At 68.0% G+C, this 21,353-nt stretch carries 18 protein-coding genes and 1 tRNA gene; 16 read left to right on the forward strand and 3 right to left on the reverse strand.

What is annotated here, in order from left to right; translation table 11 throughout:
* Window positions 1–143: 143 nt before the first annotated feature.
* On the forward strand, window positions 144–2,048 hold the full coding sequence (locus SOM10_RS15115; protein ID WP_320490845.1) for a sigma-70 family RNA polymerase sigma factor: 1,905 nt from the start codon (window positions 144–146) through the stop codon (window positions 2,046–2,048).
* Window positions 2,049–2,052: 4 nt separating this feature from the next.
* Here the strand turns inward: SOM10_RS15115 and SOM10_RS15120 are convergent, their stop codons facing one another.
* Entirely contained in the window at window positions 2,053–3,639 is a 1,587-nt protein-coding gene (locus SOM10_RS15120; RefSeq protein ID WP_320490847.1) for a helix-turn-helix domain-containing protein, read from the reverse strand.
* Window positions 3,640–3,793: 154 nt separating this feature from the next.
* Here SOM10_RS15120 and SOM10_RS15125 point away from each other — a divergent pair, with 154 nt between their 5' ends.
* From SOM10_RS15125 to SOM10_RS15160, 8 genes are all read left to right on the forward strand, one after another.
* Entirely contained in the window at window positions 3,794–5,815 is a 2,022-nt protein-coding gene (locus tag SOM10_RS15125) for a sigma-70 family RNA polymerase sigma factor (RefSeq protein ID WP_320490849.1), read from the forward strand.
* 56 nt (window positions 5,816–5,871) lie between these two features.
* The gene (locus SOM10_RS15130) at window positions 5,872–7,194 is read left to right on the forward strand and encodes a cysteine desulfurase (protein ID WP_320490851.1); all 1,323 of its coding nucleotides are present in this window, start codon (window positions 5,872–5,874) and stop codon (window positions 7,192–7,194) included.
* Window positions 7,191–7,625 (forward strand): Fe-S cluster assembly sulfur transfer protein SufU, encoded by a 435-nt coding sequence (gene sufU, locus SOM10_RS15135; RefSeq protein WP_056276906.1) that lies wholly within the window; start codon window positions 7,191–7,193, stop codon window positions 7,623–7,625. Before SOM10_RS15130 ends, sufU begins: the two co-directional genes overlap by 4 nt.
* Before the next feature lie 31 nt (window positions 7,626–7,656).
* Window positions 7,657–8,604, forward strand: coding sequence for a GNAT family N-acetyltransferase (locus SOM10_RS15140; RefSeq protein WP_320490853.1), 948 nt, complete (start codon window positions 7,657–7,659; stop codon window positions 8,602–8,604).
* Window positions 8,605–8,660: 56 nt separating this feature from the next.
* Window positions 8,661–9,302 carry an NADPH-dependent F420 reductase gene (locus tag SOM10_RS15145; protein WP_320490855.1) on the forward strand — a complete coding sequence of 214 codons (642 nt, stop codon included), beginning with the start codon at window positions 8,661–8,663 and terminating at the stop codon, window positions 9,300–9,302.
* 138 nt (window positions 9,303–9,440) lie between these two features.
* The gene (locus SOM10_RS15150; protein ID WP_053098794.1) at window positions 9,441–10,091 is read left to right on the forward strand and encodes a GntR family transcriptional regulator; all 651 of its coding nucleotides are present in this window, start codon (window positions 9,441–9,443) and stop codon (window positions 10,089–10,091) included.
* 150 nt (window positions 10,092–10,241) lie between these two features.
* On the forward strand, window positions 10,242–10,487 hold the full coding sequence (locus SOM10_RS15155; RefSeq protein WP_072590746.1) for a hypothetical protein: 246 nt from the start codon (window positions 10,242–10,244) through the stop codon (window positions 10,485–10,487).
* 10 nt (window positions 10,488–10,497) lie between these two features.
* Window positions 10,498–11,361, forward strand: coding sequence for a hypothetical protein (locus SOM10_RS15160; protein ID WP_320490858.1), 864 nt, complete (start codon window positions 10,498–10,500; stop codon window positions 11,359–11,361).
* Between the two features lies 1 nt (window position 11,362).
* On the opposite strand, the gene SOM10_RS15165 is transcribed toward SOM10_RS15160, so the two are convergent.
* Complete coding sequence (locus tag SOM10_RS15165) at window positions 11,363–12,202, reverse strand: SDR family NAD(P)-dependent oxidoreductase (RefSeq protein WP_295101754.1); 840 nt, start codon at window positions 12,200–12,202, stop codon at window positions 11,363–11,365.
* 128 nt (window positions 12,203–12,330) lie between these two features.
* Between SOM10_RS15165 and SOM10_RS15170 the strand changes: the two genes are divergently transcribed.
* A complete protein-coding gene (locus SOM10_RS15170; protein ID WP_072590748.1) occupies window positions 12,331–12,912 on the forward strand; it encodes an asparagine synthase in 582 nt (193 codons plus the stop codon).
* Window positions 12,913–12,978: 66 nt separating this feature from the next.
* Window positions 12,979–13,051, forward strand: a tRNA-Arg gene (locus SOM10_RS15175).
* A gap of 233 nt (window positions 13,052–13,284) precedes the next feature.
* Here SOM10_RS15175 and SOM10_RS15180 read toward each other — a convergent pair.
* Complete coding sequence (locus SOM10_RS15180) at window positions 13,285–14,331, reverse strand: LacI family DNA-binding transcriptional regulator (RefSeq protein WP_233277289.1); 1,047 nt, start codon at window positions 14,329–14,331, stop codon at window positions 13,285–13,287.
* A gap of 168 nt (window positions 14,332–14,499) precedes the next feature.
* Here SOM10_RS15180 and SOM10_RS15185 point away from each other — a divergent pair, with 168 nt between their 5' ends.
* From SOM10_RS15185 to SOM10_RS15205, 5 genes are all read left to right on the forward strand, one after another.
* Window positions 14,500–15,825, forward strand: a complete 1,326-nt coding sequence (locus tag SOM10_RS15185) for an ABC transporter substrate-binding protein (protein WP_320490862.1) — start codon at window positions 14,500–14,502, stop codon at window positions 15,823–15,825.
* A gap of 63 nt (window positions 15,826–15,888) precedes the next feature.
* Window positions 15,889–16,773 (forward strand): carbohydrate ABC transporter permease, encoded by an 885-nt coding sequence (locus tag SOM10_RS15190; RefSeq protein WP_053098799.1) that lies wholly within the window; start codon window positions 15,889–15,891, stop codon window positions 16,771–16,773.
* A gap of 4 nt (window positions 16,774–16,777) precedes the next feature.
* Window positions 16,778–17,683 (forward strand): carbohydrate ABC transporter permease, encoded by a 906-nt coding sequence (locus SOM10_RS15195; protein ID WP_230101259.1) that lies wholly within the window; start codon window positions 16,778–16,780, stop codon window positions 17,681–17,683.
* A gap of 1 nt (window position 17,684) precedes the next feature.
* Window positions 17,685–20,309 carry a family 78 glycoside hydrolase catalytic domain gene (locus SOM10_RS15200; protein ID WP_320490866.1) on the forward strand — a complete coding sequence of 875 codons (2,625 nt, stop codon included), beginning with the start codon at window positions 17,685–17,687 and terminating at the stop codon, window positions 20,307–20,309.
* The gene (locus SOM10_RS15205) at window positions 20,306–21,352 is read left to right on the forward strand and encodes a family 43 glycosylhydrolase (protein WP_320490867.1); all 1,047 of its coding nucleotides are present in this window, start codon (window positions 20,306–20,308) and stop codon (window positions 21,350–21,352) included. Before SOM10_RS15200 ends, SOM10_RS15205 begins: the two co-directional genes overlap by 4 nt.
* Window position 21,353: the final 1 nt, after the last annotated feature.

Consider the following 21,353-nt stretch of genomic DNA (forward strand, 5'->3'; position numbering starts at 1 on the left):
GTCGACCACTCCCCGGCCGAACCTTCTCAGAGCGGATTCGACCCTTACGAGAGTCGGAGGGACGAGGCATCCCCACTGCCTCGTCCCTCAACCGTCTCCGGCGCTGCGCTCGCGATGCCGGACTCGACAGCATCCGGAGCAGCATGATCCTCGGTACGTATCTCGACGACGACGACATCTCGGGTGAGCCGTCCGATGCCGAGATCATCGAGGCGGTGCGGGGTGGCGACATCGGCGACTTCGCCCTCCTGTGGCGCCGGCATGTCGAATCCGCGCGCCGAGCCGCGCGAGCGATCTCGCCCTCGGCGGATCCCGACGATCTCGTGAGCGAGGCGTTCGCGTCGATACTCCGGGTGACCAAGGCGGGCGGCGGGCCGAGCGACGCGTTCCGGCCGTATCTCCTCGCCACGCTGCGCAACACGGCCGCGCGCTGGTCCCGCAACGGGACCGACCTGTCGATCGACCTGATCTCGGAGGGCGATCTGTCGTCGGAGGGCGGCGATGCCTTCGAGCGCATCGCCGAGCGATCCAGCATCGCGGCTGTGTTCGGCACGCTGTCGGCTCGGCATCGCACGCAGCTTTGGTATCTCGAGGTCGAGGGCATGAAGCCGCGAGAGCTCGCGCCCCTGATGGGGATGACGGCCAATGCGGTCTCCGCTCTGGCGGCGCGCGCACGCGACAGCTTCAAACGCGCCTGGCTCGAGGCGCACATCCACGATCCCTCGCGGTCTGAGGACTGCAGGTGGTTCTGCGAGCGCGTGGTCGACCGTCGCGGTCGTCCGGTCGCGGTCGGCGACGCCGACCGTTTCAGAGAGCACATGAGCGTGTGCGGCGGATGCCGGATCGTCGCCGCGGAGATCGATACCGTCTCGCAGCGGCTGCGGGCGATCCTGCCTGCCGCGCTGTTGGGAGGCGTGGCGGCGGCGATCTACACCGGTGATGCCTCCGCGGAGGCGCAGGTCATGGGCGCGAGCTCCGTGGTGGGGTCCACAGGCTCGTCTGGCTGGGCCGATGCGGCGACCTCCTCGATCGGCGCGGGGGCGCCTGTCGCCGCGCACGGAGCAGCGGCGGTGGTACCGGCCGGTGGCCTGGCCGCCTTGGCGGCGACCGCCGTCGTCGTGGTCGGAGCCGTCATCCTGGCGGGCAGCGTCCTGAGTCTGTCCGCCGAGGAATCGGACGATTCGGAACTCACCCGGTCGATCTCCGAGGCGTCGGTCTCCGGTGAGGCGGGCCCGGTTCTCGAAGATCTGCCGCGCTTCCCCACTCAGCCGCCCGCATCGGAGCCGATGCCCGAACCGCAGCCCCTGCCGTCGCCGGAGCCCGAGGCCGATGCGGGACTGGAGCCCGATTCGGATGCGAGCCGTGAACCGGAGACTCCAGGACCCGGCGAGAGTCAGCCCCCACTGACCCCGCTCAGTATCGCCCCGGCCCCGGCCCCGGCGACAGCGGTTCCGACCCCGACTCCGACCCCGACCGACGCTCCGTCGGAGACACCGCCGCCCATCGACCTGGCGGAGTTCCGCATCACCCGGTCGATCGCCCAGGACTCTCTCGTGCCGGATCTGATCGAGGGGGTCGGCGCTGCAGGCGCGGTCGTCACGGTGACCGACGAGAGCGGCGTCATGCTCGACACCGGGGTGATCGACGAAGACGGCGCATTCGTGCTCGACGTCTCGGGCGAAGCCCTGCGTCAGGGCATGACGCTCAGCGTGAGGCAGTACGACGCGGCGACCGGAGTCACCGAGTGGGCGGAGGCGATGGGGCCGCTCACCTTCGCGACGCCCACGATCGCGGCCGCGGACCAGGATGCCTGTCCTGAGGCGTCCCTCGGCGCTGTCAGCTGTCTGCATCTGAGCGCCGCACCGGATGCATGGGTCGAGCTGCTCGATGAACGGGGGCGATCGCGCACTGTGCGGCTCGCGACCGACGACATCGACGGGATCGTCGTCCGATCCGGTGTCGGTGAGCCGTTCGTCGCCGCCCGGTACATCGAGCCGTCCACGGGTCGTGCCGGAGTGACCGTGCTGCTGCCGGCGGCGATCGAATGAGTCCTCACACTGCGCTGCGCGCGGTCGCCGACAGCCGGAGCCAGAGCCAGAGTCGCGTGGCCGGCGAATCGATGTCGATCCCGAGCTCGTTGCGCACGACATCGAGCCGATACCGGACGGTGTTCTGGTGAACGTGCAGTGCGCTGGCGGTCTCACGCACACTGCCGAGCTGGTCGAGGAAGACCCGCATGGTGTGCGTCAGACGGGTGCCCTGCGCGGCATCATGCTCGGCGAGGATGCTCGCGGCGTCGCCGACCGTGGCATCCAGGCCGTCGATCAGGTCGGCGACCTGGAGGATCGCCAGGCGATCGCGCATCTCGTCGAAGGTCGCGATGCGGAGCTCATGGTCGTCGCGGAGCGACGAACTCACGAGCACGCCGGCCGTGGCCCCGGCCTCACGATAGGAACGGCCGATGCCGTTGATGTCGTACGCGAGCGTGCCGATGCCGGCGATCAACGCGTCGTCGATCCGGATCACCGCCTGGGTGAAGGTCTCGACCGCAGCCGCGTTCGGGCCCGGGATGAGCGTCACGACCTCCGAGCCGACGACCGCGCTGTGGGAGCCGGGGAAAGCGGCGCCGGACACGCTCATCGCCAGATGGAGTACTCGCTGCAGACCGCGCATCGCCTCCACCTCGTCGAACGTGGTGATCCGGAAGCACACGACCGTGCATCCGGCTTCGGGACGGATGAGGAGCTGCGACGCCGCGCCGCGGGCATGCCGTCGATCTTCGAGAAGCGTGCGGAGCAGGTCGGATGTCCGACGGTCCCGGTCGCCCGCCTCCGCTCGAGCACGAAGCAGATGCTGGGCCACGATCGGTTCCATCTCCTCCAGCAGGGACCGGGTCCGGGCGGCCGGCGATGGATCGATCTGGATCACCCAGAGAGAGCCGAGCAGCTCGCCGGACGCTCGCACGGCGATCCCGACGCGTCCGAACTCGTCGGTGCTCGAGGGGAAGTGCCGTGCCTCGCTGGCGCGGAGCAGCGACCGGTAGCGCGAGTCGGATGCGATCGAGATGTCCTCCTGCAGCAGCAGAGTGGTGCGTCGACGGACGTCGTCGATCGGCTGCTCGCTGTGCGTGGAGTAGCCGACGATCTGACCGGTCGAGTCGACGATGCTGACGGCACCGTCCGCGAGGGTGGCGATGGCGTTGGCGAGGCCGAAGAGGTCTCCCAGTCGCACACCCGAGACCCGGCCGATCGAGTGACCGCTCAGCAGCGACCGCAGGACGTTCGCCAGCTGTGCCCAGTCCCCGTCACTGTGGTGGAGGACAGGCAGGGCGACGTGCAGATCGAGGGCAATGCGCTCCAGGCCATCGCCGTCATCGGGAGCGCGCACCACCAGCGCGGCCGCCCCGACATCGGCCAGCTCGGCGACGAGGGCCGGAACGCTCGTCGTCGCGACACCGGCCCCGAGGACGATGCGATCGGTGTAGTCGGATGCGGATGCCGACGGATCGTAGAACTCCACGCCCACGTACGTCCTGGCATCGAGCCGCGTGCTTCGACGCGGGGAGAAGAGCCTCCCGTCGCTCAGACGGAGCGCGTCGCGCAACGTGGGAGCTTCGGCGCGGATGTCATCGAAGGCCATGGAATCTTCTCTATTCGGTGTCGAGAACTCTCGTATGAATCTACATACCGGTCAGATCGCGATGTCGCGAGACTGACAGTAAGAAGTCGAAAGGGATCCCTGTGAACGACCCGTCCGTTGCTCCTGCCTCGATTCGCGCCGAACGGGTCGCGCCATGAGCTCGTCGACAGTGCGCGAGCGGCGCACGCGGATCGATCCCGAGACGAGTGACGACGAGCTCGTCCTCGCGACCCGAGCGGGGAGCAGCAGTGCGTTCGGCGTGCTGTGGGATCGTCACTCGCCGGCAGCCCTCCGCGCGGCGCGTTCGATCACGAGCTCGATCGACCCCGAGGATCTCGTCAGTGAGGCGTTCGCCAAGACCTTCAGCGCGATCCGCAATGGCGGAGGTCCGACGGATGCGTTCCGTCCCTACATCTTCGCGGCCGTGCGCAGCGCGGCCGCCACATGGGGAGGAAAGCAGAAGGACGTCGTCGCGCTCGAATACATCGAGGAGCTTCCGGCCGAGCACACGGAGGATTCGCTCGACCTGCTCTCTGACAAGGCGCTGCTGACGGTGGCGTTCAAGGACCTCCCCGAACGGTGGCGCACACTGCTCTGGTACCTCGAAGTCGAGGGCATGAAGCCGCGTGAGATCGCGCCGCTCATGGGCATGACTCCCAACGCCGTCTCGGTGCTGGCGGCCCGGGCGCGCGAGGGCTTCAAGCTCGCCTGGCTGCAGGCCCACATCAAGGAACCGGGACGTGACCCGGAATGCCGGTGGGTCTGCGAGCGCATCGTGGCGCAGGGGCGCAGGCGCCATGTGGCGCGTGCCGACCGAGCGCGATTCGACGCGCACCTGGAGCGCTGCCAGCGGTGCACGATGGCGAGCGCCGAGATCGAGCAGGCGTCATCGAAGCTGCGCGCCGTGCTGCTTCCCGTGATCATCGGCGGACCGGCGGCGTTAGCCTATTCGGCCGGATCTCCTGCGCCTGCGACGGCTGCGTCTGCGCCGGCCTGGATGCCCAGGGGTACCGCTCGGCGGCTGGTCGTCGGCGGATCCGTCGCGGCAGCCGGGGCCGTTGTCGCGGTCGCAGCGGTGGCCGCACAGCTGGCGCCCGTGGGCGCGCCGAACGCCGAGGAGTCGTCGACACCGTCGTCCGCGCTCGTCGTCGCATCTCCGGCGCCGATCATGTCGCCCGAATCGACGGCGGTCCCGAGCCCGATCGCGCCGGCGGAGGAGGCCGAGACGGGTGTCGACCCGCAGACGCCCGTGACCGTTCCCGAGGAGCACGCCGGCCCCGAGGTCGTCATCGACCCGATCATCGTGGTTCCCCCGGTGGTCGACCCGTCCGTGGTCGCGCCTCCCGCCGGCGGCCCCTCGGTCATCGCGCCTCCCGTCGTGAAGGCGCCGGTCGTCGACCCTCCTGTCGTCGACCCTCCGGTGGTCGACCCGCCGGTGGTCGACCCTCCGGTGATCGACCCTCCGGTCGTCGACCCTCCGGTGATCGACCCTCCTGTCGTCGACCCTCCGGTGATCGAGCCCCCGGTGGTCGACCCGCCGGTGGTTGACCCTCCCGTCGTCGAGCCGCCTGCCGTCGAGCCTCCGGTGATCGACCCTCCGGTCATCGAGCCTCCCGTCGTTGAGCCGGTGACGATGGACTGGAGCATCCTGCCGGGGACGACTGTTCCCCCGACCATCACCGGCACGGGAACTCCGGGAGCAGCGGTGCAGATCATCGACGAGACCGGCCTCGTGATCGCCTCCACCCTCGTCGGTCCTGACGGAGATTTCTCGGTGCGCCCCGATGTCGACACGCTTCACCAGGGCATGTCGATCTCGATGCGCCACACATCCCGGACCACCGGCGTGCGGACGGTGAGTGATCCGACGGGGCGCCTCTACTTCCCGGTCCCGGGGCTCGCCGAAGACTCGGACGGTGCGATCTCCCGCGTCGACTCCGACGGCGACGGGCGACGGGATGACCTCTCGCTCGACGTCCGCGGCGTCGCCGGCTCGACGGCATCCGTGTCCCTGGACGGGAAGACGGCATCGCTCGCGCTGCTCGACGACTCCTCGACCATCGTGTCGTTCATCGACATCCGGCCCGGGCTCCATCGGATCACCCTGCGCTACGTCGACCCGGCGACGGGGATCCTCGGCATCTCGGACACGGACTACATCCTCGTCGTTCCCTGACCGTCGCCCCGTGTGCGCAGGGCCCCGCGGGGTGCGCCAGATGAGAAGCTAGAAGGATGAGCATCTCCCGCGAATCCGACGTGATCGCCCCGACCGGGGGCGGCCCGCTGACCGATCTCGAGGTGAGGCGACTCCGCGAGGACTTCCCGATCCTGCGCTCCGAGGTCAACGGGCACCCGCTCGTGTATCTGGATTCGGGTGCGACGTCGCAGCGTCCGCTCGCCGTGCTCGACGCCGAACGCGAGTTCGCCACCACCCTCAACGCGGCCGTTCACCGTGGTGCGCACACTCTCGCAGCCGAGGCCACCGAGGTGTTCGAGGACGCTCGGGCCGCCGTCGCGCGGTTCGTGGGTGCCGACGAGGGCGAGATCGTGTGGACGTCGAACGCCACCGAGGCGCTCAACCTCATCGCGTATTCGATCTCGAACGCCTCGCTCGGCCGCGGGGGAGCGGCAGCCGAGCGCCTGCGTCTGCGCGAGGGCGACGAGATCGTCACGACCGAGATGGAGCACCACGCCAACCTCATCCCGTGGCAGGAGCTCGCGGCCCGCACAGGAGCGACCCTGCGGGTCATCCCGCTCGACGACGACGGTGCCCTCCGGCTCGACGCCGCCGCAGATCTCATCACCGACCGCACGAAGCTCATCGCCGTCACGCATGTGTCGAACGTGCTCGGCGTCATCAATCCGGTCGAGCATCTTGTGGCGCGTGCGCGCGCCGTCGGCGCGCTCGTCGTGCTCGACGCCTGCCAGTCGGCACCCCATCTGCCGCTGGATGTCCGCGCACTCGACGTCGACTTCGCCGTGGTGTCCGGTCACAAGATGCTCGGGCCGACGGGAATCGGCGCGCTCTACGGGCGGCGTGAGCTGCTCGAGGCCATGCCGCCGTTCCTGACGGGCGGATCGATGATCACCACCGTCACCACGACGGAGGCGGAATACCTGCCGCCGCCGCAGCGGTTCGAAGCCGGCACCCAGCGGGTGTCCCAGGCGGTCGCGCTCGCCGCGGCGATCGACTATCTGACGGCGGTGGGGATGCCGCGCATCGCGGCGCACGAGGCTGCATTCGGCGCGCGGCTCGTCGAGGGGCTCACGGCCATCGATGGGGTGCGCGTGCTCGGTGCCGGCATCGATCTGCCGCGTGTGGGCCTGGCGAGCTTCGACGTCGAGGGCATCCACTCGCACGATGTCGGGCAGTTCCTCGATGATCGCGGCATCGCGGTGCGTGTCGGACACCACTGCGCACAGCCGCTGCATCGTCGCCTCGGTGTCACCTCCTCGACGAGGGCCAGCACGTACCTGTACACGACCGATGACGAGATCGACGCCGTGATCGACGGCGTCCAGGGTGCGATCGACTTCTTCCGGAGGGGCGCATGAGCGATCTGCAGAACCTGTATCAAGAGCTCATCCTCGATCACTCCCGCACCCCGCACGGGTTCGGGCTCCGGGGTGAGATCGCCGCGCAGTCGCACCAGGTGAACCCGACCTGCGGTGACGAGGTGACTCTGCAGGTGCACCGCGGCGCCGACGGCGGCATCGAGGCGATCGCGTGGGAAGGGCACGGATGCGCCATCTCGCAGGCATCCGCGTCGCTGCTCGCCGAGCTCGCCGAGGGGCTCACGGTCGACGAGCTCGAGATCCGCATCGCCGCGTTCCGCGAGGCGATGCGTTCCCGCGGCAAGATCGAACCGGATGAAGAGCTGCTCGGCGATGCCGCGGCTCTCGGGGGCGTCTCGCGATACGTGGCACGGGTGAAGTGCGCCATGCTCGCCTGGGTCGCTGCGGAGGATGCACTCCACAAGTCCTGAGCACCGAGGCGATGCGGTGCAGGATGGAATCATGCCTCTTGAACTGACTCCTCTCACCGCAGACGCCTTCGACGACTGGCGCGAGGCCACCAGAGCGCGACTCGTGTCACTGCGGCAGGAGTCCGGGATGCACGTCGGCGACGATGCCGTCTCGCACGTCGACGCCGTGCTCGACGAGCTGCTCCCCGCAGGGCACGACACCGAGACCTCGCTCATCCTCACGATCGATGACGGCGACGCCCGGATCGGCACCGTCTGGCTCGCCGCGAACAACGGCGTGCTGTTCATCGTCGATCTCGCGTTCGCGACCGAGCCGAGTGACCGACAGCTCGACGACCTCCTCGACGAGCTGACGACGCTCGCGCGGAGGCAGCAGGTCGGTCGTCTGAGTGTCGCCCTGCATTCCTCCGACACCGCTGGTCGCGGTTTCGTCGAGGGGCGGGGATTCGAGGTCGCGTCGATCCAGATGCTTCTCGAACCGCTGCCGTCTCGGGCGGCACAGCCGTCAGACGGCGCGTTCGTCGTGGCGCCGATGACCCCGGAGCGCTTCGTGCGCTTCGCTGCCGCGTCTGAGGCGGCCTTTGCGGAAGACCTGGTGGCATCCGGTCGGTATTCGGCGGAGGATGCCGTCGTCGAGTCGCACCGGCAGATGGAGCTCGAGCTGCCGGACGGCATCGATTCGGAGGGGCAGGAGCTGTTCACCGCCCATGTGGACGGCGTCGAGGTCGGGGTGCTGTGGGTCGGCATCCGTCGGCGAGGAGGGTGCCCGCACGGGTTCATCCTCGACATCGAGGTCGCCGAGGACCAGCGCCGCAAGGGCTATGGTCGTGATCTCATGCTCGCGGCCGAGCGCGAGGCCGTACGATTCGGTGCCGACTCGATCGGGCTGCACGTCTTCGGTTTCAACGCCTCCGCGATCCGTCTCTACGAGAGCCTCGGCTATCGCCGGGTCGAGGAGCGCTTCCTGCTCACGGTGTGATCGCGACACGCGGGGTCACGCGGGAATAGCGGCGCGGGACGGGCGTTGGGCCCAACATGACTACTCTCGGAATCATCGGTGCAGGACACATCGGCAGCCAGATCGCACGGGTCGCCGTGGCGAACGGCTACGACGTGGTGATCGCGAACTCCCGTGGACCGGAGACGCTCTCGGATCTCGTCGCAGAACTCGGCGATCGAGCGACTGCCGCAACCGCGGTGGATGCCGCTGCGGCCGGAGACGCCGTGGTCGTCACCGTCCCCCTGGGCAAGATCGACGAGCTGCCGGTCGCGCAGCTCGCGGGCAAGATCGTGCTCGACACGAACAACTACTACTTCGAGCGCGATGGGCACATCGAGGCCCTCGACCGCGGCGAGACCACCACATCGGAGCTTCTGCAGGCGCAGCTGCCGACGTCGCGCATCGCCAAGGCGTTCAACCACATCCTCGCGGCCGACATCACGACCGACGGATCGCCCGCGGGCACACCCGATCGACGCGCCCTCGCCACAGCGGGCGATGACGCGGAGGCCGTCGCCTTCGTCACCCGCTTCTACGACGAGGCCGGCTTCGACACGGTCAACGTCGGACCCCTCAGCGAGTCCTGGAGGGTCGAGCGCGATCGCCCGGCATACGTCGTGCGCCAGAACGCCGACGAGCTGACGGCGAACCTCGCGATCGCCAACCGTCTGCCCTGACGGCACGGACGAGGGGAGCGGATGCCGAGGCATTCGCTCCCCTTTTCTCTGTCCGCCCCCGATGAAGCACCCGTAACATATGCGCCGCGTTGGGATACCAAACTTGTCGGGCGGTTCTCCGAGTGAGACAATTCGGTCATGGCGGGGGTGGGGACTACCGGCGAACTCGAGTCGGTGCGGGTGACGCGCGTTCTTCGCGATGACATCGTGCTCGGTCGGCGCGCCCCCGGTTCCCGGCTGGTCGAACGAGATATCGCGGCCGAGCTCAATGTCTCGCGGCTTCCGGTGCGCGAGGCCATCCGCACTCTCGTCGGCGAGGGAGTGGTCGTCGCACGCCCGCGGACCTGGGCAGTCGTGCGGGAGTTCACGCATCGGGACATCCGGGATTTCGGGGAGGTCCGCGAGGCGATCGAGACCCTGATCTTCGTCTTCGCCGCCGAACGTCACACCGACGAGGGGATCGCGCGGCTTCGGGCGGCCTATGAGCGCGAATTCGCCGCAGCATCCGCGGGCGAGATCGAGGCAGCGCGAATCGCTGCGGGCGAGTTCCACGAGATCTCGGCCGAGCTCGCCGGCAACGAGATGCTGGGCGAACTCATCGCGGTATTCGTCACACGGCTGCGCTGGCTCTTCGGGCAGCACGACGATCTGCTCGCGATGGCCGAGGAGCATCGGCTGATCCTCGAAGCGGTCGCCGCACGTGACACGGACGCCCTGCGCGTGATGGTCCCGCGCCATCTGGCCAGTGGGCAGGAAGCCGCCGAGCGACGCCTCAGCGACCAGGCCTAGTCGATCTGAGCGTCCCCGCCCGGAGTGCCGCGCGAACGCAGCGCACGACCGCGCCGCGCGGCCGACACCGACCGGCCTGGAGAGCGGTCTCCCGCGGGGATATATTGGCCATACGGAATGGTTCCGGAGAGTCGTGTCCTGGGGAGCGATATGAGAGGCGTCGCCGTCGTCGCGGGGGGACTGCTGCTCCTCGGCGGAACGGTGCTCATCGCTGTCGCGGATCAGCAGCGTGTGGATGCCCTCGCCGAGGCGAGGGCGGCTGTCGTCCAGGCGGAAGAGCGGCTCGAGCTCGCGCGCGAGGTGAACCTCCGTCTTGCCGAGCAGCTGACGGCACTGCGCACCACCATCGCCGAACAGGAGACGCTGCTCACCGACACCTCCGGGTTCCTGCCATGAGGCGAACTCTGTGATCCGGCGGTTCCTCTCCGTGACGATCGTCGCAGCAGTGATGCTGACTGCGGGCGTCGTCGGTCGCGCCGCGGCCCTGGACGAGGACAGGGCAGAGGCGATCGCCGAGCTGCAGTCGCTGGCGCAGTCGATCCGTACGGCGGAGATGCGCACGGACCACCTCGACGGATCGATCGCGATCGCCGAGAAGGACACCGCCGCGCGTGCCGCAGTCCTCGAGGTGCGGCCCGCTTTCGTCGACGAGATCGCGGCGCTGACTGCGGCGATCGAGGGAGCAGCCGGCAAGGTCGACACCTCGGCACACAGGGCCTCTGCGCAGTCGGCCCAGCAGTCCGTGCTCGACGAGCGCAAGAACCCGGCGACCGTGGTCGCCGCCACAGCCACCGTGCATGCCCTCATCGACAAGGTGGGTCAGGACATCGGCAGCTGGGAGACGGCGCAGTACGCCGCTCCCTCGGGCCCCGCGTGGGCGTCGAGCGGTCCGGACGGGTACGCGCGCGTGCGTGCCGCTCTCGACCAGGTCGGCGGCGGGGGAGTCGGGCTCTACGAATCGGCTTCCTGTGCGGGAGGGACCGCGCCGGCGTGCGCGAACAGCGGCGGCTTCATCAAGTACCGCGCCGACATCGTCGACTGGAGTGCCGACCGACTGAACTGGGCGATGGCGCATGAGCTGGCGCACATCTACCAATTCCGGGTGTGGGGCGCCCTGACGTCGTCAGATGCCTACTACTCCGCGTTCGGAGGAGACGCCGAGTTCCTTGCGAACTGCATGGCGGTGGTTCGCGGATATCCGGGATCTGTCGGGTGCGACGCCGACCAGCAGGCGTGGGCGTCCGGGATCTGGGTCGGCGCAGTCGGCTGACTCAGGCGATCGGCGTCGTCGTGTCGATGGCCTCGCGCAGGGGACGCCGCATGACCCGCCAGTAGCTCGACGGGGCGACGCGGGTGAGCACATCGATCAGTCGCGCTTCGCGTCCGACCATCGTGCGGGCGCGGCGACGTTCGGTCGCGCGCACGATCAGCGCCGCGGCATCCGCGGGCTCCGTGTGGTACATCGCCGCCTGGGCGGCCGCGGCTCGCGCGGCGACGGCCGGCTCGATCGCCGCGGCATACCGTCCGTGCAGGATGATGCCCGTGCGCACGCCGGCGGGATACACCGCTCCCACCGTCACCGAGGTGCCGTCGAGTTCGTGGCGCAGGGCCTCGGAGAACGCGCGCACCGCGAACTTGCTCAGGGAGTAGGGGATGCGTCCCGCGGGGGCTGCCAGCGCGTAGACGCTGGCGAGGTGAGTGATGTGGGCGGCCGGCGCCGCGCGCAGGGCGGGGAGCAGCGCCTTCGTGATCGACACCGTGCCCCAGAGGTTCACATCCGTCAGCCAGCGCATCTCCTCCATGGTCAGCTGGTCGAGGTCGCCGAGCATCGACGAGCCCGCGCACGTGATCAGAGCATTCACCCTGGGGTGCGCCGCGGTGATCTCCGCGGCCGTGGCGAAGACGGCGTCGTCGTCGCGGAGGTCGACCACATGGGTGGTGACGATGGCGCCCGTGAGCTCGGCGGCGATGGCTGCGAGGCCGTCGGCGTTGTGGTCGATGAGCGCCAGATGCACGCGTCGGCGAGCGAGCAGCCGGGCGATGTCGGCACCCATCCCGCTCGCAGCGCCCGTGATGACCGTCGTGCTTCCGGTGAGCGTGAGACGCTTCATCGCATCCCTCCTGGCGGCGATCGGGAGAGCAGCCGGTCGTGGAGCGGGTCGGAGAGACCCGATTCCGATCCATTCTGGCCCACTGCATCCCCGAGCGATACCGGTACTCTCGAAGGGAGGAGGTAGGGGTGGGACGAACAGCGGATGCCATCGCCGAAGGCGTTGCGATCGCGACCGCTGCGGCGCGCCTCGCCGTGAAGAATCACATCCTCATCGGCACGATCGCCGAGAACGGCGTCTTCGACACGGACAAGTACGTCGCCGATGCGCGGGAAGCGCTGCGGGCGATGGCCGAGGAGTCCGAAGAGGTCGAGCGCAACCTGACCGAGCTGCGCAAACGCGCTCGCGGTCGCCATTCCGACCCCTCGGGAACCCATGACTACCGGGACCGCGACGTGCGCAACCTGCGTCGGAGGGCCAAGCAGTCGCACGGGGTCGCGACCAAGCTGCGCGACATGATGGAGGACGAGGCCGCCCTGCGCGTCATCGTCGAAGAGGCGCGCGAAGGAGCCTGGGCTGACGTGCGGCACAACCTCGATCGTCGGCTGCGCGTCGAGGGCATGCGACCCGATCAGGACCCCGATTACGACCGGATGCGCGAGGCGCGGATGCAGGCGCTGCGACTCGTCGACCTGCAGGCGCTGTCGTCTCTGCAGCGTGCGAAAGCGAAGCGGAAGAACAAGCAGAACACGCCCGACAGTGACGAGTGAGCGCTCGTTTCGCTTTCGCGTCTCGTCTGTTGTAGGCTGTTCTACGGCCCGCTGAGCGGTCCAGGAGCGCCCGTAGCTCAATGGATAGAGCATCTGACTACGGATCAGAAGGTTAGGGGTTCGAGTCCCTTCGGGCGCACATCAGCTGAAACCCCCGTCGCGAAAGCGGCGGGGGTTTTGCGTTGTCCGGCATCCATGCGGTCTCCATCTTCGGCTCCACTTTTCGGCCCTCACGCCCGTCCAGCGAACGCCCGTGCAGCGAACGCCCGTCCAGCGAAGGAGAACTCACGCCGCGAAGGAGCGGATGCGAGTTTCAGACCTTCGGCACGGGTGATCTCCGTCGCAGCGAGCGAGCGGGGACAAGACTGCAGGTCAGTCCCTGCGCCACATCTCGCCGAGGGTGGACGTGCGGGGGAGCAGGCGCGGCTCGAGGGTGACGCTGCGCGCCGCCGCACCGGGGTCGGCGATGCGCTCCAGCAGGAGATCTGCTGCGACGGCGCCCATCTCCTCGCCCGGCTGACTCACCGTGCTGATCGGGATCGCACTCTCGGACGCGAAGTGGTTGTTGTCGTAGCCGGTGATGGCGATGTCGTTCGGAACCGAGAATCCGGGCACCTCGTTGAGGATCTGGATGAGGCCGATGGCCACGAGGTCGGATGCCGCGACGATCGCGTCGTAGGCGCCCGCACCGCGGGCGAGGATCTGCCGTCCGGCATCCCGTCCGTGCCTGATGTTCACGCCTCGCGTCTCGAGGATCTCGATGCGCGCGTCGGGGTGCGCGGCGGTCGCCTGCTCGGCGCCCTCCCAGCGCTGGTTGACGGCCGTGAGGAAACGCGGACCGCCTACGAAGAGAAGTCGTCGGCGCCCGAGCGCGATCAGGTGCGATGCGGCGAGCGCCCCGCCGTGGCGCTCGTCGACGGTGACTCCCGGGTACGCGAGAGACGGGGACTCGAAGTTCACCAGCACGGTCGGAGTGGTGCGGTTCTCGGGGTGCGGTGACTTCGCGAGCGCCGTGTCGAGAGGGGCGAGGATGATGCCGGCCACGCGCGAACGGTCGAGCAGCTCGAGGTTGTGCACCTCGCGATCGGGGTCGACGTCCGAGTTGACGATCAGCACGTCCATCTTGTGGCGCCGTAGCGCTCTCTCGGCGCCGCGCGCGATGTCGACGAAGAAGGAGTTGCCGAGGTCGGCCAGCACCAGGCCGACCGAGGTGCTGTTTCCCGCGGCGAGAGAGCGCGCAGCATCATTGCGGACGAATCCGAGCTCGGCGATGGATGACAGCACCTTGCGACGGGTCGCCTCTCGCACCTTCTCGGGATTGTTGAGGGTGTTGGACACAGTGCCGAGGGCGACTCCCGCGTGAGCGGCGACGTCCGCCATGCTGGGCTTCGAACGCCCGGGCGGGGGAGTGTCGGTCACGTCATCCTCCTCGGCATCGTCGCCATGACCTGGCTCTTCAACTCTAGAGCATCACTATTCGTGAAGCGCTTCATTTGTGATGCGTAACTCTCTTGACAATGCCTTTTTTTCTATGGCATGGTGTGAATGAAGCGCTTCAAAAGAGGCGTCGCTCTTCAAGGAGGAACAGTGACCACAGCAATGAGGCGCGCCCGTCGCCTGGCCCCCGCAATCGCGCTCATCGGCGTCGGCGCTCTCGCGCTCTCCGCCTGCTCCGGCGGCTCCGGAGGATCGGGCTCCGAGTCCGGCGCCGGTTCCGGCGAATTCACCTATCTCGGTCAGACCGAGAACACCACGATCATCAGCACGCTCGAGACCCTCGCCGGCGACCAGTGCAAGGCTGCGGCCGATGCGGCGCCGCTGACGTCCGATGACATCTCGGGCACGCAGTGGGACCAGCAGCTCCAGCTGCTCGCGAGTCAGGACGGTCTGTCGGACATGCAGATGGCTGCCGGCACCCCCGCGCTCATGTCGGAGTTCATCGACGGGGGCAAGGTGCTCGACCTCTCCCAGGCGCTCGACGACCTGGGCGTCTCCGACCGGCTGCTGCCCGCGGCTGAATCGACGGTCAAGGCGCTCTATGGTGACGGTGCCCTGTACGCGCTGCCGACCGAATTCAACATCGAGGGGTTCTGGTACAACAAGGAGCTTCTCGAGAAGAACGACATCGAGGTGCCCGAGACGTGGGACGACCTCGTCGATGCCGCAGCCACGCTCAAGGACGCCGGCGTCCAGCCGTTCGCCACCGCGGGCAAGGACGGCTGGCCCGTCACCCGCCTCGTCGGCGACTACATCTTCCGCACGCTCGGCCCCGACGCACTCCAGAAGGTCGCGGACGGCGATGCGAAACTGACGGACCCCGAATACGTCGCCGCCGCAGACGCGGTCGCTGAACTCGGCAAGGCCGGATACTTCGGTGACGCCGTCGGCTCGATCGACTACAACGCCTCGATGAACCTGTTCCTCAGCGGGAAAGCCGCCTTCTACTACATGGGCAGCTGGGCGCTGGCGAACTTCAACGACGAGGAGCAGAACCAGATCGGGGTCGACAACGTCGGCTTCGCGCGCTTCCCCGCAGTCGAGGGCGGCGAGGGCAGCATCGACCAGATCCCGGCCAACGTCGGCATCCCGGTGATGTTCGCCGAGAAGAACTACGACGATGAAGCGGCCGCGTGGCTGAAGTGCATCGCTGAGGGCTACGGCGACACGGCGCTGAACGAGAGCGGTGTCGTCTCGGGCTTCGTGGTCGTCAACCCTCCCGCCGATCTGCCCTCCACGACGCAGACCGTGCAGGACGAGATCGCGAACGCTCCGTCGAGCGTGCTCTGGTTCGAGGCGCTCTTCACCCCGAAGGCGACCGGCATCAGCCAGAACAACGGTGCAGGTCTCGCCAACGGCAGCCTCTCCGGCGAAGAGTTCATGACGCTCGTCCAGGCCGCCAACGACGAAGGCTGACCCACTCTCGGGGCGGGCATCCGCCCGCCCCGAGACCGTCCTCGTCGCATCAGGAGATCCACCATGCACAAAGTCCTCGGTGACAAGCGCGCCATCTTCGTCCTGCTCGGACCCGCGCTGCTCGTCTACTCCCTCGTCATGCTCGTCCCGATCGTGTGGTCGCTGTTCTACACGGTGCAGGACGGCAACCCCATCACGGGCTTCACCTTCAACGGGTTCGACAACTTCACCAAGTTCTTCCAGGACCCCGCCGCCTGGGACGCGATCTTCTTCACCCTGAAGTACGCGCTCATCCTCACCGCCCTGCAGGTGATCGTGGGCTATCTGCTCTCTCTGATGTACGTCTTCTGGCTGCGCAAGGGATCGGGGATCATCCGCACGATCGTGTTCTTCCCCGTGGTGCTCCCCACGGTGGCGGTCGCGCTGCTGTTCCAGCGACTGTTCGAGGCCGCGCCGACCGTCGGACCGGTGAACTCGTTCCTCGGGATCCTCGGCGGGCAGAACCTCGACTGGTTCGGCACTCCTGATGCCTCCTTCTGGGTGATCATCGCGATGGACCTCTGGCGGTCGATGGGCTTCTATGCCGTGCTGCTGTACGCCGGACTCGTCGACATCCCCGATGAGTTGATCGAGTCGGCGCGCATCGACGGGGCATCCGGCTGGAAGCTCATCCGCACGATCGTCCTGCCGCTGTCGCTGCCCGTGCTGCTGTCATCGATCATCTTCAGCATCAACGGCACGCTGAAGGTCTTCGACACGGTCGTGGCGCTGACCAACGGCGGACCCGGCAACGCGACCACGCCGCTGACCCTGTACATGTTCCGCACCTCGTTCGCCTACGGCGACTACGGGTACGGGAGCACGATCGCCCTCATGCTGACGATCCTGTGCCTGCTGTTCACGGTCTTCATCTTCCGCTCCACCCGCCGCGATCTGACGAAGGACTGAACCAGTGAGTGCGACAACCGCCATCGTCACGGGCACCCCGCTGCCCACCCGCCGCGACGTCGATCCGAACCGTCGAGGCGCCAGAGACTTCTTCCGACGGCTGCCGATCCGGCTGCTCATCGCCGTGCTGCTCATCGTCGAGGTCTATCCGATCCTGTGGATGCTGCTCGGGTCGTTCAAGACGCAGAACGAGTTCCTCAACGAGCCGTTCTGGGCTCTGCCGCAGTCGTGGGACATCGTCAACTACATCGAGGTGTTCACCACCGGCGAGTTCGGCAAGTACATCCTCAACAGCGTCGTCGCAGTGTTCCCGTCGCTGGCGATCATCCTGGTCTTCGGCACCGCAGCCGGCTTCGCGCTCGAGGTCATGGTCTGGAAGGGGCGCGGCACGGTGCTGCTGCTCTTCCTCGCGGGCATCATGGTGCCTGCGCAGATGATCCTGCTGCCGCTGTTCACGATCTACTTCCGCACGAACATGACCGGCACGCTGTGGCCGCTCATCATCACCTACGTGGCGCTGGGGATGCCGTTGACCGTGTTCATGATGGCGACCTTCTTCCGCTCGGTGCCTCGGGAGATCTTCGAGGCGTCGACACTCGACGGCGCATCCATCTTCCGTTCGTTCTTCTCGATCGGCCTCCCGCTGGTCAAGAACGCCCTGTTCACGATCGGTCTCGTGCAGTTCTTCTTCCTCTGGAACGACCTGCTCATCGCCCTGACGTTCACCAACAGCAGCGACCTGCGCACGATCCAGGTCGGACTGCTCAACTTCACCGGAGAGTACGGAGCGGTGCAGTACGGGCCGACCTTCGCCGCGATCTCGGTCAACGTGCTCGGGACGCTGCTCATCTACGTGTTCCTCAACCAGCAGGTCATGAAGGGCCTGACCGCCGGATCGGTGAAGGGCTGACATGACGAACATCATCGAGATCTGGCTGGAGAACAGGCGCGGAGGCAAGACCCTCGGCATCGGCGAAGCCGAACCGCGGATCTCCTTCGTGGCGGATGCTGCGGCAGACGCCTTCGAACTGGAGTTCGTCGCCGACGACGGAACGGTGCGCGCCGAGCGCACGACGTCGACGCAGCGCGTCGCCTGGCCGTTCGCGCCTCTCGCGCCACGCGCCGGGGGAGACCTGCGCATCCGCGCCCTCGATTCCGGCCCCTGGAGCGAACCGGTGCGGATCGAGTCCGGGCTCGGTGACGACTGGCAGGTCGACTTCGCCTCGCCCTCGGTCGTGGCCGACCGCACGGCACCGCGGCCCGCGTATCTGCTTCGGGCTGCCATCGTCGAGGGGGCACTGCCCGGCGACATCGTGCGGGCCCGGATCCACTCCACGGCGCACGGCGTGTACGAGCTCGAGGTCAACGGCGAGCGCATCGGGGACGACGTGCTCGCACCGGGGTGGACGAGCTACGGCAACCGTCTGCGCTATCAGACGCACGACGTCACCGCGGCGCTTCGCGTCGGAGAGAACGTGATCGGCGCATGGCTCGCCGACGGCTGGTACCGCGGCCACATCGGGTTCGACGGGGGCGTGTGGGACATCTACGGATCGGATGTCGCGCTGCTCGCGCAGCTCGAGGTCACCACGGCGGACGGTGTCACTCGACAGGTGGCCCTCGAGTGGCTCACGGCGCCGTCGCCGATCACCGCGGTCGGGTTGTATGAGGGCGAGAGCTTCGATGCGCGGTTGACGGAGGACGGCTGGTCCGCGCCGGGATTCGACGCCTCCAGCTGGAGTCCGGCGGCCATGTTGCCCCGAACCGATTTCCCGGCGGCGATCGAACCGCCGACCGCTCTGCCGGTGCAGGAGACCGAGACGCTGCACCCGGTCACGGTCGAGCGTCAGCCGAGCGGCCGCATCCGTCTCGACTTCGGTCAGAACATCTCGGGGGTGCTCCGTATCCGGGTGCGAGCGGATGCCGGTCACACCGTGACGCTCCACCACGCGGAGGTCATCGAGAGCGGCGAACTCGGCATCCGTCCGCTCCGGGCGGCGACATCGGTCGACAGCTACACCGCCGCGGGTTCGGGTGAGGAGATCTACACCCCTCGCTTCACGATCCACGGCTTCCAGTACGCCGAGCTCGAGAACTGGCCGGGCGAGCTCCTCGACGGAGACGTCGAGGCGGTGGTGATCCACACCGGCATGCGGCGCACCGGCTGGTTCGAGTCGTCGAACGACGGGCTCGACAGGCTGCACTCGAACGTCGTGTGGAGCATGCGCGACAACTTCGTCGATCTGCCGACCGACTGCCCGCAGCGTGACGAGCGCGTGGGGTGGACCGGCGACATCCAGGTGTTCGCGCCCACCGCGCTGCGCCTGTTCGCGGCCCACGGCACTCTCACCGGTTGGCTGCGCGACCTCGCTGTCGAGCAGGCTGATCAGGGGCATGTACCCAACTTCGTACCGTGGGTCGAGTGCGGCTTCCCGAACTTCCCGACGGCCGCGTGGGGCGATGCGGCCGTGATTGTGCCGTGGGAGATGTACCGCAACGACGGCGACATCCGGATCCTCTCCGACCAGTACCCGAGCATGCGCGCCTGGGTCGACCTGGTCGACGAGCTCACCGATCACACAGGACTCTGGAACACCGGCTTCCAGCTGGGCGACTGGCTCGACCCGACCGCACCACCGGAGGACCCCGGCAAGTCCCACACCGACAAGTACCTGGTCGCGACGGCTTATCACGTGCGCACGGCGCGCATCGTGGCCGACGCTGCTGCTCTGCTCGGCGAGGAGGCGGATGCCGCGCACTATCGCGGTGTCGCCGAACGAGCGTCCCGGGCCTTCCAGGATGAATTCCTCAGCGACAGCGGCCGCGTGGTCAGCGACACTCCGACCTCGATCGCCGTCGCGCTGGTGTTCGAGCTCTTCGAGAACGAGGAGCAGGTGCGGCGGGCCGGTTCGCGGCTGCAGGAGCTCGTCGGAGCGGGCGGCTTCCACATCTCGACCGGTTTCGTCGGCACCCCGATCATCTGCGATGCGCTGGTGCGCGCCGGGAGCATGGACTACGCCTATCACCTGCTGCTGCAGGACGAGCTGCCGTCTTGGCTATATCCGGTCAGCATGGGCGCGACGACGATCTGGGAGCGCTGGGACAGCATGCTGCCGGACGGATCCATCAACCCCGGCGACATGACGTCGTTCAACCACTACGCGCTCGGAGCCGTCGCCGACTTCCTGCACCGGGTGGTCGCGGGGCTCGCGGCGGATGCGCCCGGGTGGGAGAGGATCCGCTTCGAGCCGCAGCCGGGCGGTCGTCTCGAGCACGCGAGTGCGCGGTACGACAGCGTTCGCGGCACGGCGTCGATCGCGTGGCGGCGTGACGGCGAGCGCCTGTCCATCGACGTCGAGGTGCCCGCGGCATCCATCGGCGTGCTCGTTCTTCCGGGATCCGCGGAGGAGATCCCCGTCGGCCCCGGGCGCCACTCGTTCACCACGACGTTCCGCGCCGTGGAGGACGACCCCGAACGGCCGTTCTTCGGCTGGCGCAGACCGGAGCCCGTTCTCGAGACCGAGGGAGCAGCATGACTCAGCAGCACATCCGGCCGGGGCAGGTGTGGCTCGACACGAAAGGCGAGCGCATCCACGCCCACGGCGGATCCGTCATCACCGTCGACGGCGTGCACTACTGGTACGGCGAGAACAAGGAGTTCTCGACGCCGGGGAGTGGGATCTGGCACTGGGGAGTGCGGTGCTACTCGTCGATCGACCTCGTGAACTGGGACGACCGGGGCGTCATCATCCCGCCGGACGAGGACGACGAGTCCTCGCCGCTGCATCCGACTCAGGGGCTCGACCGACCGCACATCATCTTCAACGCAGAGACCCGCACGTACGTGTGCTGGGTCAAGGTCATGACGAAGGGATCGGTGCAGCGCTCGACGGTGCTCACCAGTGACAGCATCCTCGGTCCGTACGAGATCCAGCGCACCTGGCTGCGTCCGCTCGACATGAGCGCCGGGGATTTCGATCTGGTCGTCGATCCGCACGACGGCAAGGGGTACTACTACTTCGAACGGGTGCATTCCGAGATGATCTGCGCCGACCTCACCAGCGACTACACCGATGTCACCGGGTACTACTCGACCCACTTCCCGCAGCCGCAGCCGCCGTACGTGCGCGAGGCTCCGGCGCACTTCCGGCGCGGCGGACTGCACTACCTGCTGACCTCCGGCACCACCGGGTACTACCCGAACCCGTCCGAGTCGGCGGTGGCGCGCACCTATCACGGTCCGTTCGAGGTGCTCGGCGACCTGCATCCGGGCGACGAGTCGCGCACCTCGTTCCACTCCCAGATCTCATCGGTGTTCCGGCATCCGGGCAAGAAGGACCTCTTCATCGCCGTCGCCGACCGGTGGCTGCCGCGGTATCTCGAGCACGGCGACCGCGCGCGACAGGCGTTCATCGAGCATTTCGCACCGGGGAAGGACGGCGACGAGCCGATGGAGGAATTCGCCTACGTCGACACCTCGATCGCCGACTACGTCTGGCTGCCGATCCGATTCGAGGGCGACCGGCCGATCATCGACTGGCGCGACGAGTGGTCTCCCGACGAGTACGAGGACGCCTGAG

This window comes from Microbacterium sp. CFBP9023, from assembly GCF_034045055.1.
Taxonomy (GTDB): Bacteria; Actinomycetota; Actinomycetes; order Actinomycetales; family Microbacteriaceae; genus Microbacterium.